The sequence below is a fragment of the Oceanisphaera psychrotolerans genome, assembly GCF_001870485.1.
Lineage (GTDB): Bacteria > Pseudomonadota > Gammaproteobacteria > Enterobacterales > Aeromonadaceae > Oceanimonas > Oceanimonas psychrotolerans.
The window spans coordinates 1-14,033 of record NZ_MDKE01000041.1 but is presented as its reverse complement, the minus strand read 5'-3'; the positions used below and the strand labels follow the sequence as shown (position 1 = coordinate 14,033).

Annotated in this window: 10 protein-coding genes, 2 tRNA genes and 1 pseudogene; 9 read left to right on the top strand and 4 right to left on the bottom strand. The window is 59.7% G+C overall.

Translation table 11 applies throughout. The features are described 5' to 3' along the window. Positions 1-241: 241 nt before the first annotated feature. From pth to BFR47_RS13345, 4 genes are all read left to right on the top strand, one after another. A complete protein-coding gene (gene pth / locus BFR47_RS13360) occupies positions 242-838 on the top strand; it encodes an aminoacyl-tRNA hydrolase (protein ID WP_071473531.1) in 597 nt (198 codons plus the stop codon). A 30-nt stretch (positions 839-868) separates the two neighbouring features. Continuing rightward, positions 869-1,960 (top strand): redox-regulated ATPase YchF, encoded by a 1,092-nt coding sequence (gene ychF / locus BFR47_RS13355; protein ID WP_071473530.1) that lies wholly within the window; start codon positions 869-871, stop codon positions 1,958-1,960. 239 nt (positions 1,961-2,199) lie between these two features. After that, positions 2,200-2,276, top strand: a tRNA-Met gene (locus BFR47_RS13350). Between the two features lie 4 nt (positions 2,277-2,280). Beyond that, positions 2,281-2,355: transfer RNA gene (locus BFR47_RS13345), tRNA-Gln, on the top strand. Between the two features lie 161 nt (positions 2,356-2,516). Here BFR47_RS13345 and BFR47_RS13340 read toward each other — a convergent pair. Continuing rightward, complete coding sequence (locus BFR47_RS13340; protein WP_071473529.1) at positions 2,517-3,686, bottom strand: FAD-dependent monooxygenase; 1,170 nt, start codon at positions 3,684-3,686, stop codon at positions 2,517-2,519. Positions 3,687-3,859: 173 nt separating this feature from the next. On the opposite strand from BFR47_RS13340, the pseudogene miaB reads away from it, so the two are divergent. From miaB to lnt, 5 genes and pseudogenes are all read left to right on the top strand, one after another. Next, positions 3,860-5,289, top strand: a pseudogene (gene miaB / locus BFR47_RS13335) (tRNA (N6-isopentenyl adenosine(37)-C2)-methylthiotransferase MiaB). Between the two features lie 86 nt (positions 5,290-5,375). Then, positions 5,376-6,407 carry a PhoH family protein gene (locus BFR47_RS13330; RefSeq protein ID WP_071473528.1) on the top strand — a complete coding sequence of 344 codons (1,032 nt, stop codon included), beginning with the start codon at positions 5,376-5,378 and terminating at the stop codon, positions 6,405-6,407. Further along, a complete protein-coding gene (gene ybeY / locus BFR47_RS13325) occupies positions 6,404-6,868 on the top strand; it encodes an rRNA maturation RNase YbeY (protein ID WP_071473527.1) in 465 nt (154 codons plus the stop codon). Before BFR47_RS13330 ends, ybeY begins: the two co-directional genes overlap by 4 nt. Before the next feature lie 9 nt (positions 6,869-6,877). Further along, on the top strand, positions 6,878-7,759 hold the full coding sequence (gene corC / locus BFR47_RS13320) for a CNNM family magnesium/cobalt transport protein CorC (protein ID WP_071473526.1): 882 nt from the start codon (positions 6,878-6,880) through the stop codon (positions 7,757-7,759). Between the two features lie 20 nt (positions 7,760-7,779). Further along, positions 7,780-9,318 carry an apolipoprotein N-acyltransferase gene (lnt, locus tag BFR47_RS13315; RefSeq protein ID WP_071473532.1) on the top strand — a complete coding sequence of 513 codons (1,539 nt, stop codon included), beginning with the start codon at positions 7,780-7,782 and terminating at the stop codon, positions 9,316-9,318. 118 nt (positions 9,319-9,436) lie between these two features. Here lnt and BFR47_RS13310 read toward each other — a convergent pair whose 3' ends face one another. The 3 genes from BFR47_RS13310 to BFR47_RS13300 all read right to left on the bottom strand — a co-directional run. Then, positions 9,437-11,554 (bottom strand): site-2 protease family protein, encoded by a 2,118-nt coding sequence (locus BFR47_RS13310; protein ID WP_071473525.1) that lies wholly within the window; start codon positions 11,552-11,554, stop codon positions 9,437-9,439. A gap of 4 nt (positions 11,555-11,558) precedes the next feature. After that, on the bottom strand, positions 11,559-12,902 hold the full coding sequence (locus tag BFR47_RS13305) for an efflux RND transporter periplasmic adaptor subunit (RefSeq protein ID WP_071473524.1): 1,344 nt from the start codon (positions 12,900-12,902) through the stop codon (positions 11,559-11,561). A 9-nt stretch (positions 12,903-12,911) separates the two neighbouring features. Then, positions 12,912-14,033, bottom strand: a 1,122-nt coding sequence (locus BFR47_RS13300; RefSeq protein WP_139215188.1) for a putative Ig domain-containing protein, incomplete at its 5' end; no start/stop codon positions are given.

The following is a 14,033-nucleotide window of genomic DNA, read 5'->3' as shown; positions in this document are numbered from 1 at the left end:
GAACACGTACCCAGTCAGAAAGAAAAATGCCGTTCACCTTAAGTGAACGGCATTACGCTGATGCGGGCTTTTTTGTTGCACGAGAGATGAGGCGAGCTGCATGAGGGAACCGGAACAGCCACTTTATCCATGATCGAACCCGCCTTCCGCCAGCCTATTATGGTGGATTGACTCGACCGAGGTGGCCATTATTGCCGCTATTAATTAGAATATGGCGTCATTTTAACGGCCAACTCAGCATATGCACCCTATCGAACTGATTGTCGGGCTTGGTAATCCGGGCCCCGAATACGCTCATACTCGCCATAACGCCGGCGCTTGGTATGTGGCCGAACTGGCCCGGATGCACGGCGGCCAACTGAAGGAAGAAGCCAAGTTCTTCGGCTGGACCGGTCGGGTTCGCATCAATGGTAAAGATGTTCGCCTGCTGATCCCGGCCACCTTCATGAACCGTTCGGGCAAGTCGGTGGCCGCCATGGCCAACTTCTACCAGATCCCGCCCGAGTCGATTCTGGTGGCCCACGACGAACTGGACCTGCCCCCGGGTACCGCCCGCTTCAAGCAGGGCGGCGGCCACGGCGGCCACAACGGCCTGCGAGACACCATCAGCAGTCTGGGCAACAACAAGGATTTTTATCGGTTGCGCATCGGCATCGGTCATCCCGGGCACAAGTCCCAGGTCGCCGGTTTCGTACTGACCAAGGCACCGGCCGCCGAACACAGCCTGCTGGAAGCCGCGGTAGACGAAGCCGCCCGCAGCACCGATATTCTATTTAACGACGGCATGACCAAGGCGATGAATCGCCTGCATGCCTTTAACGCCGACTCCACCAAGTAACTTTTAGTCATCACTCTCAGGACACTCATCATGGGTTTTAAATGCGGTATCGTGGGCCTGCCCAATGTAGGCAAATCCACCCTGTTCAACGCGCTGACCAAGGCCGGTATCGAAGCCGCCAACTTTCCGTTCTGCACCATAGAGCCGAACACCGGCGTGGTACCGGTGCCGGACAAGCGGCTCGACGCCCTGGCCGAGATCGTCAAGCCCCAGCGCATACTGCCCACCACCATGGAATTCGTGGATATCGCCGGCCTGGTTGCCGGTGCGTCCAAGGGCGAAGGCCTGGGCAACAAGTTCCTGTCCAACATCCGTGAAACCGACGCCATCGGCCATGTGGTGCGCTGCTTCGAAAACGACAACATCGTGCATGTGGCCGGCCAGGTGTCGCCCAAGGACGATATCGAGGTGATCAACACCGAACTGGCACTGGCGGATCTGGATGCCTGCGAACGGGCCATCCAGCGCAACGCCAAGAAAGCCAAGGGCGGCGACAAGGATGCCAAATTCGAAATCACGGTGCTGGAAAAACTGCTGCCGGCACTGGAGCAGGCCAAGATGCTGCGCAGCGTCGAGCTGACCAAAGAAGAAAAGGCAGCCATCGACTACCTGAACTTCCTCACCATCAAGCCGACCATGTACATTGCCAACGTCAATGACGACGGTTTCGAGGACAACCCCTACCTGGCCCAGGTGATGGAAATCGCCGCCGCCGAAAACGCCATCGTGGTACCGGTATGCGCCGCCATGGAGTCGGAGATCGCCGAGCTGGATGCCGAGGAGGCCGCCGAGTTCATGGCCGATCTGGGGCTGGAAGAGCCGGGGCTGAACCGGGTGATCCGCGCCGGTTACGAGCTGCTCAACCTGCAGACCTACTTCACCGCCGGGGTGAAGGAAGTACGCGCCTGGACCATCCCCGTGGGTGCCACCGGCCCGCAGGCGGCCGGCAAGATCCACACCGACTTCGAAAAGGGTTTTATCCGCGCCCAGACCATCGCCTATGACGACTACATTGCCTACAAGGGCGAGCAGGGTGCCAAGGAAGCGGGCAAGATGCGCTCCGAAGGCAAGGACTACATCGTCAAGGACGGCGATGTGATGAACTTCCTGTTCAACGTCTAAGACGCCGCCTATACCGCCCCCCGTTGGCGGGTGCAAGGCTGCATGGACCGAACCTCATGGTTCGGTCTTTTTTTGTGTGAAAAAACATCCCCGCTGTTTACCCTTGCACCGCAATGACTAGTTTCTGGCCAAACGATTGAGAGGGGCCAATTTTTAGGGAAAAAACGGTTGACGCTTTCGGCCCGGATACGCATAATGCGCCCCGTTCGGTGACGAGACGTCATCAACAAGAAAGCAGTGGCTATGTAGCTCAGTTGGTTAGAGCACATCACTCATAATGATGGGGTCGCAGGTTCGAATCCCGCCATAGCCACCATTGCTGGGGTATCGCCAAGCGGTAAGGCAGCGGGTTTTGATCTCGCCATTCCCAGGTTCGAATCCTGGTACCCCAGCCATATTAAAAAAACCAGCCTTATGGCTGGTTTTTTGCTTTCCGGGATTCGGGATTCGGGATTCGGGATTCGGGATTCGGGATCAGCATAACGACGCTCGAACCCCCGATCACCAGTCCCGAACCCCCGTTTTAATTCCAGCCCCTAATCTCGAGTTCCCGCTTTCAAAGCCCCATGGCGTACTTCATCACACGGTTTTTCAGCGGCCCGCTGTGCTCGGCGGCTTTCAGCCCCAGGTTACGCAGCAGCTTGAGAGGAAACAGATCGTTGCTGAAGGTGTGATAACACAGATCCATGGCCGACTGCATCAGCAAGTTGTCGGGCCGGCGCCGGCGCTGATAGCGCTGCAACCGCTCGGCGGCGGCAATATCGAGGCCCGCTTCCACCCCTTGATGAATCAGCTCGCTCAACGCAGCCACGTCCTTGAAGCCGAGGTTCACCCCCTGCCCCGCCAGCGGGTTGATGGTATGGGCCGCATCGCCCAGCAACACCACGGCCCCTTTCACATAGTCATTGGCATGGCGGCGACGCAGCGGGAAGTGCCCCTTGTTCAGCACCCTGAAATTGCCCAGCCGAGGCGGGAAGTACGCCGCTACCTGTTCGGCCAGCGCCGCATTATCCAGTGTCGCCAGTTCGGCAATCCGCGCCTTTTGGTCATACCACACCAGAGAGCCCTGCCGGGGGCCCATCGGCAGAAAAGCCCGAGGGCCGCTGGGGAAAAACTGCTGCCAGGTGGTATCCGACTCCAGACCGTCGCCTTCGATGCCGATCAGCATGCAATGCTGGGCATAGTCCCAGGCCGTTACCCCAATTCCGGCCAGCTGACGGGTACGAGACTCGGCACCGTCACAGGCCAGCACCAGCCGCGCCTGCAACTGCTGGCCGCCCTCCAGGTCCAGCTCGGCACCGGCATCGTGTTGTGACAGCCCAACCAGCCCATTGGGGCAATCCAGCACCACGTTCTGCCACTGGGCCAGCGCCTGCCACAAGCCGAGCTGGATGAGGCGGTTTTCGACCATGTAGCCCAGATATTCGCAATCCAGCTCCCGGGCCTCGAAGCGGGTGCTGAACCCCTGCCACTCGCAGGCTTCCAGCCGCCGATAAGGCCAGGCGCGCATGGCAACGATAGCCTCCCAGGCGCCGGCCTGTTGCAGCAGCCGCACCGAGCTGGCGCTGATGGCCGACACCCGCAAATCCGGTTCCTGTTCGGGCGAATACGCCGCGGGGGTTTTCGCTTCGATCACCCGAATATTCAGACCGGTCGGTGCCAGCAGGGCCGCGGCCAGTGCCCCGACCATGCCGCCGCCGATGATGGCAATATCACAATGTTCCATACGCTGACCTCGTGCTAACCTCGCGATTTTTCGGCTATTCTACCGCAAAAAGTGCGGTATTTCGGGAGTAATCTGCCACCACGGCGACTGGATATTATCTGGTCACTGGCGGTAGAAAAGAGTAGAATCCCCGGTCCTGAACGCATGACCCTTGCCGTAATTCAAAGAGTGCCATGAGCAAAAAACTTCATATCAAAACCTGGGGCTGTCAGATGAACGAATACGATTCATCCAAGATGGCCGATCTGCTGGACGCCACTCATGGCTATCAGCTCACCGATGACGCCGAGCAGGCCGATGTGCTGCTGCTCAACACCTGTTCCATCCGCGAAAAAGCGCAGGAAAAGGTGTTCCATCAGCTGGGCCGCTGGCGTCCGCTGAAAGTCGCCAACCCCAAGCTGGTGATCGGTGTCGGCGGCTGTGTCGCCTCCCAGGAAGGTGACGCCATTCGTGCCCGGGCCCCCTTTGTCGATATCGTGTTCGGCCCCCAGACCCTGCACCGTCTGCCGGCGATGATCAAATCCGTGCTCGAAGGCAACGGCGCCCAGGTGGACGTGGCCTTCCCGGAAATCGAAAAGTTCGACAGCCTGCCCGAACCCCGCGCCGAGGGTGCCACCGCCTTCGTGTCCATCATGGAAGGCTGTTCCAAATACTGCTCTTTCTGCGTGGTGCCCTATACCCGCGGCGAAGAAGTCAGCCGCCCGCTGGACGACGTGCTGTACGAAATCGCCCAGCTCGCCGATCAGGGCGTGCGCGAGGTGAACCTGCTGGGCCAGAACGTCAATGCCTACCGGGGTGATACCCATGACGGCGACATCTGCAGCTTTGCCGAGCTGCTGCGCCTGGTGGCGGCCATCGACGGCATCGACCGTATCCGCTATACCACCAGCCACCCCATCGAGTTCACCGACGACATCATCGAGGTGTACAAGGATACCCCCGAGCTGGTCAGCTTCCTGCACCTGCCGGTACAGAGCGGCGCGGATCGTATTCTGACCCTGATGAAGCGCCCGCATACCGCGCTGGAATACAAGTCCAAAATCCGCAAACTGCGGGCGGCTCGCCCCGATATCACCATCAGCTCCGACTTCATCGTCGGTTTCCCCGGCGAAGATGCCGAGGATTTCGAGAAGACCATGAAGCTGATCGAAGACGTGGGTTTCGACATGAGCTTCAGCTTTATCTTCAGCGCACGCCCCGGTACCCCGGCGGCCGATCTGCCGGACGATGTGCCGATGGACGAGAAAAAAGAGCGACTCTACCGCCTGCAGACGGTGATCAACAATCAGGCTCAGCTGATCAGCCGGCAGATGCTCGGCTCGACCCAGCGCATCCTGGTGGAAGGCCCTTCCAAGCTGGATCCCATGGAACTGCGCGGTCGAACCGAAAACAACCGGGTGGTCAATTTTGTCGGTCCCCATACTCTGATCGGCGGCTTTGCGACGTGGAAATCACCGAAGTCATGCCTCACAGCCTGCGCGGCAAGTTTCTCCGCGGCGAGAACGAAATGGGCCTGCGAGTACAGACCTCGCCCAAGAGCATCCTGGCTCGCCGCCCGGATGGCGTGGCCGACGAAACCGGTGTGGCCACCTTTACGCCTTAACTGCCGGGAACCGGGAGCAGGGACTGGGGACCGGACTCCCCTATCCCCAGTCCCGACTCCCCCATCCCCGATATTCAGGAGTTACCTTGACAGCCAACGTCACCCACCTGGAACTTGAACTTCAGCCTGCCGATGGCCAGCGACTGGCCAGCCTGTGCGGCCCCTTCGATGACAACATCAAACAGCTGGAACGGCGTCTGGGTGTGGAAATCAACTACCACAACCAGCACTTTCAGCTGGTGGGCCCGACCAACCTGGTCAAGGTCGGCGGCGAACTGCTCACACAGCTTTACGTGGACACCCAGCCGGTCCGGGGCCAGTCGGTACCCGACATTACCCCCGAGCAGGTGCATCTGGCCATCAAGGCCAGCCGGGTGCTGGAGCAGGATGAGCAACCCAACGAAGGCTATCAGTACGGCAAGGAAGTGGTGATCAAGACCAAGCGTGGCCTGATCAAGCCCCGCACCCCCAATCAGGCCCACTATGTCGCCCATATTCTCAGCCACGACATCACCTTCGGCATCGGCCCGGCCGGTACCGGCAAAACCTATCTGGCGGTGGCGGCGGCGGTCGATGCGCTCGAACGGCAGGAAGTGCGTCGTATTCTGCTGACCCGTCCGGCGGTGGAAGCAGGCGAAAAACTCGGTTTCCTGCCCGGCGATCTGAGCCAGAAGGTCGACCCTTATCTGCGCCCGCTGTACGATGCCCTGTTTGAAATGCTGGGCTTCGAGCGGGTAGAAAAACTGATTGAACGCAACGTCATCGAAGTCGCCCCGCTGGCCTATATGCGCGGCCGTACCCTCAACGATGCCTTCATCATCCTCGACGAAAGCCAGAACACCACGGTCGAGCAGATGAAAATGTTTCTGACCCGCATCGGCTTCAATTCCCGGGCGGTGATCACCGGTGACATTACCCAGATCGATCTGCCCCGAAACGCCAAATCCGGCCTGCGCCACGCCATTGAAGTGCTGACCGGGGTCGATGGACTGTCGTTCAACTTCTTCCGCGCAGAAGACGTGGTGCGCCACCCGGTGGTGGCCCGCATCGTGCGTGCCTATGAAGCCTTCGACGATAAGCAGAAGCGTGACCAGCACCCGGACGAGAACGCATCATGACCCTGTATCTGGATCTGCAACTTGCCTGTGATGACGCACCCGGGCTGCCGAGCGAAGCCCAACTGGAGCGCTGGCTCAAGGCCGCCCTGGCAGACGAAAAAGACGAAACCGAAATCACGGTACGGCTGGTGGATGAACACGAAAGCCGCGAGCTGAACCGGGACTACCGGGGCAAGGACAAGTCCACCAATGTACTGTCTTTTCCGTTCGAAGCCCCTCCCGGTATCGAACTGCCGCTGCTGGGCGATCTGGTGATCTGCCGTCAGGTCGTAGAGCGGGAAGCGGCCGAGCAACACAAGCTGCCTGAAGCCCACTGGGCACACATGGTGATACACGGCTGCTTGCATTTGCTCGGCTTCGACCATATTAAGGATGATGAAGCCGAGATCATGGAAGCCAGAGAGATTGCCATTCTGGCAGAACTCGGTATTGCCAACCCCTATCAAGACGATGAAGGTTAAACAAGGTCAATGAGCGACGATAATTCGAACTCAGAAAACGGTTCGTCCACCAAGAAAAACTGGTTTGAGAAGCTGGGCCAGCTTTTTCAGGGCGAACCGAAGAATCGTGAAGAACTGGTTGAAGTCATCATGGATGCGAGTCAGCGCGAGCTGATCGACCAGGACACCAAGGACATGATCGAAGGCGTACTGGAAGTCAGCGAACTGCGGGTCCGGGATATCATGATCCCCCGCTCGCAAATGGTGACGGTAGAAAAATCCCAGCCCGTCTCCGCCTTCCTGCCCATGATTATCGAGTCCACCCACTCTCGCTTTCCCGTGGTCAATGAAGACAAAGACCACATCGAAGGCATATTGCTGGCCAAAGACCTGTTGTCTTACGGCTTTGGCCTCACCGACGAAGCGTTCTCCATCGACAAGGTGCTGCGCCCCGCCGTGGTGGTCCCCGAAAGCAAGCGGCTCGACAAGCTGCTCAAGGAGTTCCGCCAGCAACGCTACCACATGGCCATCGTGGTGGACGAGTTCGGCGGCGTCTCCGGCCTGGTGACCATCGAAGACATTCTGGAGCTGATCGTCGGCGACATCGAAGACGAATACGATGCGGAAGAAAGCGCCGAAATCCGCCAGATCAGCACGCGGGTCTATGCGGTGGCCGCGCTGACCGATATCGAAGACTTCAACGAGTTCTTCCATACCGATTTCAGCGACGAAGAGGCCGACACCGTCGGTGGTATGGTGATGCACGCCTTCGGTCATCTGCCCGCCAAGGGCGAGCAGCTTGATATCAACGGCTTTGTATTCAAGGTGGCTCACGCCGATCGTCGACGCCTGCTGCAGTTACAGGTTAAGATACCGAACAATCAGGAAACCTCCACCTCGGAAGCCATATAACCGTGCGTCACTATCTGCCAATGTTCGGGGCCCTGCTTAGCGGGGCCCTCGGCGTTTTAGCCTTCAGCCCCTTCGACTACTGGCCACTGGCGCTGGTGTCACTGCTGGGTCTTTATGCCGTCACCCAGAGCGTTAGCCCGGCCCCGGCCGCCAGACGCGGCTTTATCTGGGCCATGGGACTCTATCTGCCGGGGCTGTGGTGGATCCACAACAGCATGACCCTGTTCGGTGGCATTCCGCTGCCGGTCGCCTTCCTGCTGGTGGCGCTGCTGGCCGCCTACCTCAGCCTCTATACCGCCGCCGCGCTCTGGCTGACGCGCAAGCTGGTGCCGTCATCCCCGCTCGGCGCCCTGCTGGTGCTGCCGGTACTGCTGGTCGTCGCCGACTGGTTGCGCGGCTGGGTGCTGACCGGTTTTCCCTGGCTGTGGTTCGGTTACAGCCAGCTGGAAGGGCCCCTCTCGGGGCTGGCCCCCATCATGGGGGTGCAGGGTATCAGCTGGCTGCTGACCTTTTCCGCGGCGGCGCTGTGGCTGCTGCTGCAACACCGACCTTCCTGGTGGCCGAGCCTGGCGGCGCTGGCCTTATGGGGCATGGCCTTCGGTGCCGGCTTTATTCAGTGGGTGACCCCCACCCAGAGCAGCCGTTTCGCCCTGATACAGGGCAACATCGAACAGTCGCTGAAGTGGATCCCGGGGCAGCTCGAGCTGAGCCTGGAGCGCTACCTTGGTCTTACCCTGCCCGAACGGGATGCCGAGGTGGTGATCTGGCCCGAATCGGCGCTGCCGGCTTCCGAGCAGCACCTGGCGCCCTGGCTGGAGCAGGTGGATCTGCTGATGCACGAGCGAGGCCAGAGCCTGATCACCGGCACCGTGTCCCGCCCCGATACCGACGAGGTTTATAACGCCGTCATTACCCTGGGCCGCAATGCCATTTCCTACCAGCCCGAGCACAGTAACCGCTATTACAAACAGCAACTGGTGCCGGTGGGGGAATTTGTGCCCTTCGGCAGCCTGCTGCGGCCGCTGGCGCCATTCTTCGACCTGCCGATGTCATCGTTCTCCCGCGGCGACGCCGGCCAGCCGGATCTGAACGCCGCCGGTCGTCATCTGAGCGTGGCCATCTGTTATGAAGTGGCCTTTCCCGGGCTGGTACGGGACAACATGAAGCCCGATACCGATTATCTGCTGACCCTGTCCAACGACACCTGGTTCGGTCAGTCCATCGGCCCCTGGCAGCACCAGCAGATTGCCCGCATGCGCGCGCTGGAGCTGGGCCGGCCGCTGATCCGCGCCACCAACAACGGCGTCACCCTGGTCACCGATGAAAAGGGCCGCATCACCGCCAGCCTGCCCCAGTTCGAGGCGGGCGTGCTGCGCACCGAGGTCACCGGCATGACAGGGCTGACGCCCTATGCCCGCTTCGGCAGCACACCGCTGCTGATATGGCTGCTGGTCATCGCGGCGCTGGGTATATTGCAAGGCCGGCGGCAATACCGGTGGCAACAGCGGCAACAAAAGCTGAATGCAAAAGAAAGGCTGAAAGTGAAGGCGAGAAGCTGAATGCGATAAACGGAAGAAAACGAAGGGGGGAGGAGAAACCAGACCATCGGCTTTCCCTCCCCCCTTGCTTCATGCGACGGCTGAGGAACCGGCGGCCATATGCTGACCGGAATGGAGCTTAGAAACCACTTTCGCGGATCAGTATCGCCAGCATCCTGCGCAGCTGATACCACAACCAGCTGCGCGGCTCACCCTCCAGCCTGACCACTCCGGGCAAGCGGGCATCGGCGCCGCCGACGGGCTTGATATCATCCAGCGTCATCGACACCCGGTAGTGCCCTTCTTCCGGTACCAGCCGGTCTTCGACGACGCGCCGTACCGCAATGGGACCGCCATATTCCGAGCTCAACTCGCCATAAGGCAGAGCAAAGACGGCGCCGATATCCACATCACGGACGGTAACCGGCAGAGCCGCCATCCCCGGCCGATCGGCAATAAAGACCCCTTTGCTCCCCGCCCCGACCAGATCGAGGTATTGCTCCCCGATATATCCCTCTACATGGAACCGGGTGGGTTCCACCACCGACAGCAATGACATCTCGGTGCTCACCCACACCCCGGGGTGCAATGGTTCAATTTGCGTAATCCGCCCCGTAAAGGGAGCCCGCAGTTGCAGCCGCTCCTGCCGAGCCTGCAACCCGGACTTTCGTTCCAGCAGGCGCTGATATTGCTGCTCGGTAATGGCGCGAACGGCCTTTTCCTGCACCGAACTACCACTGCGATCCAGCAACAACCCAGCCAGCCGCAATTCTTCTTCCACCTGCTGCAACTCGAAGTTCAACGGTTCGGACTCCAGCCTCACCAGCAACTGGCCGGCTTCAACCGCATCACCCTGTTTCGCCATCACCTCCGTGATGACGGCCGGCTCGGATACAAACAGGCTCTGTTCCGACCGGGCCTTCAGTACCGCCGGTACCGACACCCCCACATGCAGGGGCAACAGACTCAACATCAGCATTACCGTCGCCAGGCCCCAGAACAGCAGGCGGCCGGCGCCCATGGTGCATTCACTCCGACGCTTCCACCACACGCTCACTTCCCTCCAGATTGGCAATGCAATGAACCAGAGCACTTCCACCACAAACAGCAATATACCCAGCACCTTGAAGAACAGGTGATAGACCAGCAGGGCAATGCCCAGAAACAGAAAAAAACGATACAGCCAGGTCGCCCAGGCATAGGCCACCATCAATCGAGTTCTGCCCCGGGGTTGCGGCTCGGGCAGGGGATCCTTCAATCCCAGCAGCAAATGACGCAGCCGCCAGCGCCCAAAGGCAAAGGCCCGCTGCTGCAGATTCTCTATCCCCAGCCAGTCGGAAAAGGCGTAGTAGCCATCGAAGCGCAGGAAGGGACTGATATTGACCAGTACCGAGGTGACCCAGCTGGTAGTGGCAACAAAGAAAGCGGCGCTGCGCAAGGGACCATCGGGTAACAGATTCCACAGAAAGGTCGCCAGCAGCGCCAGATACAGCTCGGTACGAACCCCGGCGGTCACAATACGCAACCGGGCAGCCCGGGATCGGAGCCGCCAGGCATCGGTGGTATCGGTATAGAGCACCGGAAACATCACCAGCAGGGCCACGCCCATGGAGGCGACCCGGCAGCCCTGACGTTTGGCCGCAAAGGCATGGCCCAGCTCATGGGCGCTTTTCACCACCAGCAGGGTCAGCCCATAGAAGGCCAGCCCCTCCAGACTGAAAAAATGCAGAAAGGTAGACCAGAAGCTGTCCCACTGACGCACCACCAACACCAGACCAAGCGCACCGAGTGACAACAGCAGATAATGGGTGACCGGCGCAAACAACCAGTTCAGGCGGGGCGTCCAGCGATTCAACCAGGGATCCGGCCGACACAACGGGATGCGAATAAACAGGTAGTGATGGATCAACCAGCGCCAGAACCCCAGCAGCCGAGCGGCATGCTGCTGATAAATCCGGGCGGAGGCCTCGGCCGAGCGAGCCTCGTTAAGATTGTTCGAAACCACAAAATCGATAAAGGCCGCCAGCTCTTCGGGGCGATAATCATGGCCCTGCGTTTTGAGCTCCTGCAAGAAACCTTCTGCCGAGGCGCCCGCCTGCCAGTGCCGGATCAGGTAAATGGCCTCGGCCGACAGCGCAAAATACTGGTTACGCACCGCGTCAAACAGCAGCCAGCGCGGAGCGCCATCTTCATCGTGGGCCCCGGGTAACAACCGCAGATTCTGACGCAGGGGGGGTAATACAGCACCGGTTGTCATGACATTACCAGCCCAGCCATTGCCGTGCGCTGGTAATAGGGCGACGGAACAGATAGAAGAACAGAGTGACCCTGTTGCCGTAGACTTTTGCCGTGCCACGCGTCCCTATTCTGGGCAGCGTGGTGTCGTGTTCGAGGTCGCCAAGCCCGGCAACCAGACGATACGCCATCAGATCATCGGGAGTACGTTGCGGCTCATAGCTCGCGTGCTGCAGATGTGCCGACCAGGCAGACAGAGGGTCATTATCAAAGAACACCTTGACCTCGGCCCCCTGCTGCAAGGCAATTGAGTCCTTCACCGCCAGCATGATTTCCAGCTCTACCGCTTTCGGGTCGGCCAGCAGCATGATGCGCTCGCCGATATTCACCGGCCGGCCTTTCCATTCGTTCGGATCGCCCAGCACCGCAATACCGGCCCCCGGCGCGGTCAACGTGGTCTTTGCCAGCCGGGAGCGGGCATAGTGCAGCTCCGCCTGCCGCAATTTTACCCGCGACTCCAGCTCGGCCAGGCGCGCTTTCTGGGTTGGGTCCATAAAACCGCTTTGCTGAACGGTTTTCAGCTCGGCCTGGGCCACCAGCAACGCCTGCTGGGCTATCTCGTACTCATTGGCCAGTTCGGTATCTTCAAACTGTACCAATGGCTCACCGCGCTCAACCCCCTGGTTGGGCATGACGTCCAGTTGTTTGACGGCGCCATTGAGCGGGGCGCTGATCACCAGTGGGTCCCTGGCTATCACTTCCACCGGCGCAAGAGTACTGAGCCGCACCGGTACCCACATCACAGCCAGCAGCAGGACAGCCAGCAACAGCCAGACCTTTCGCTGGCGCATGCGCTGCAACAGGTTTTTGAAAGGCAACCGGCGCTGCAGTGCAAACAGCGCATGCCCCATGGTACCGGACAGATGCTCCATGACCCCTCTCTCCTGCTCGGTCCAGGGGGCGGCGCGAAACAGCAACAAGACTCCGAGTATGCGCCCGTCATCGGCCGCCGCCCGCAGCGGTATCCACAGCAACTGCTCCGGCGCCATGTCCTGCCAGTCATGGTGTAATGCCTCTGGTACCGGACCGGCATCAAACGCCGACAGTTGCCGGCCACCCTGCTGCTGCGACAGATGAGCGGCAAGACGTTCGACCCAGGCAACAAACGGTGAGGTGTAGTCCACCGTTGGAATATCCGAGGCCGCCACCACCTGCAGATGGCTCAATTCTTCCCCCAGGATCAGCACGCTCTGGGTATAGGGCACACAATGATGGGTTTGATTGACGATGGTATAAAACAGCTGCGCAAGGCTGCTCGCCTTGCGCAATTGTTGTTCCAGCCCCAATAAAGCTGCAACATGTTGGTTCACATCAACTCCTTAAACCCTGGTCAGCATATTCAACAGCCGGTTACCGTAACCTTCCATCGCATCCACTTCGGTAGCCAGTTGCTCGGCCAGCGGCACAAAGCCGGTGATCGGTAACTCCGCCGGTGACGGCTCCGGATTGCTGGCCGCCTTATTACGCAGCAGGGCTTCGATATCCAGCTTGATCTCCAGAATACGGATCTGGCCATCGCTACCCGTCGCCTGGATCCTGAGCGTCAGATCTTTTACCTGCTCGGGTGAGTTCACGGTGACGTTGCCGGTGTTCGGGTCAATCGTGATCCAGTCTGGCAGCACGGAGCCGTCGGCCAGGGAGCCACTGTAGCTCTGCCCCTGGGCGGCACTGCTGTCGGCAATACGGATAGAGAACGCATTATCGGCTGTAGAGACAATACTGGATACCCGCATCGCGACCATATCAAAGGCCTGTTGCTGTACCGTGCTGAACACCACCTCGCCATTATCACCGACATTGACATCAACCGAGGCCCTGACCGTGGTATTACCATCGGTGCCGGTGGTCTGCACCACCAATGCACCGGCTTCCGACAGCATCACGGTGTCTATGGATACCTTGGGACTCACAAAACCGACACCGGCATTGTCGTCCTGGCTTCCGTCTTTACTGACCAGCCCCTGCGGCAATGATGAAAGTTCGTTCACCACCCGGGTATTATCCACCTTGATAGACGGAACATCAGTCTTGTTGACCGGCTTAACAACCGTGGTCTCTGTAGGCGGAGCCAGGATTTCCAGTAGATAGTCACGCGACACGCTGCTACCTGCTTTATCCACCGCCGTCAGGGTAACAATAAACTTGCCAGCTTCGGTCGGCTTGCCGGAAATAATGCCGGTGTCCGGGTTGTAGGCAAGACCGGATGGCAAGCCCTTGATAATGAAATCGAGATCTTCACCGTTCGCAGCGCTGTCCACATCGGTAAAGAGTACGGAAATATCGCGGCGATAGTCCTTGCCGAAACTCCACTGCTCATTGATGTTGGTGCTCAGCGCCACCGGGTTATCGTTCTGGCCCTCGATGGTGATGGTCAGGGTCGCGCTGTCGCTCAGCTCACCGGCATCGGTGACGGTATAGCTGAAGGTTTCGGTCAGGGTCTG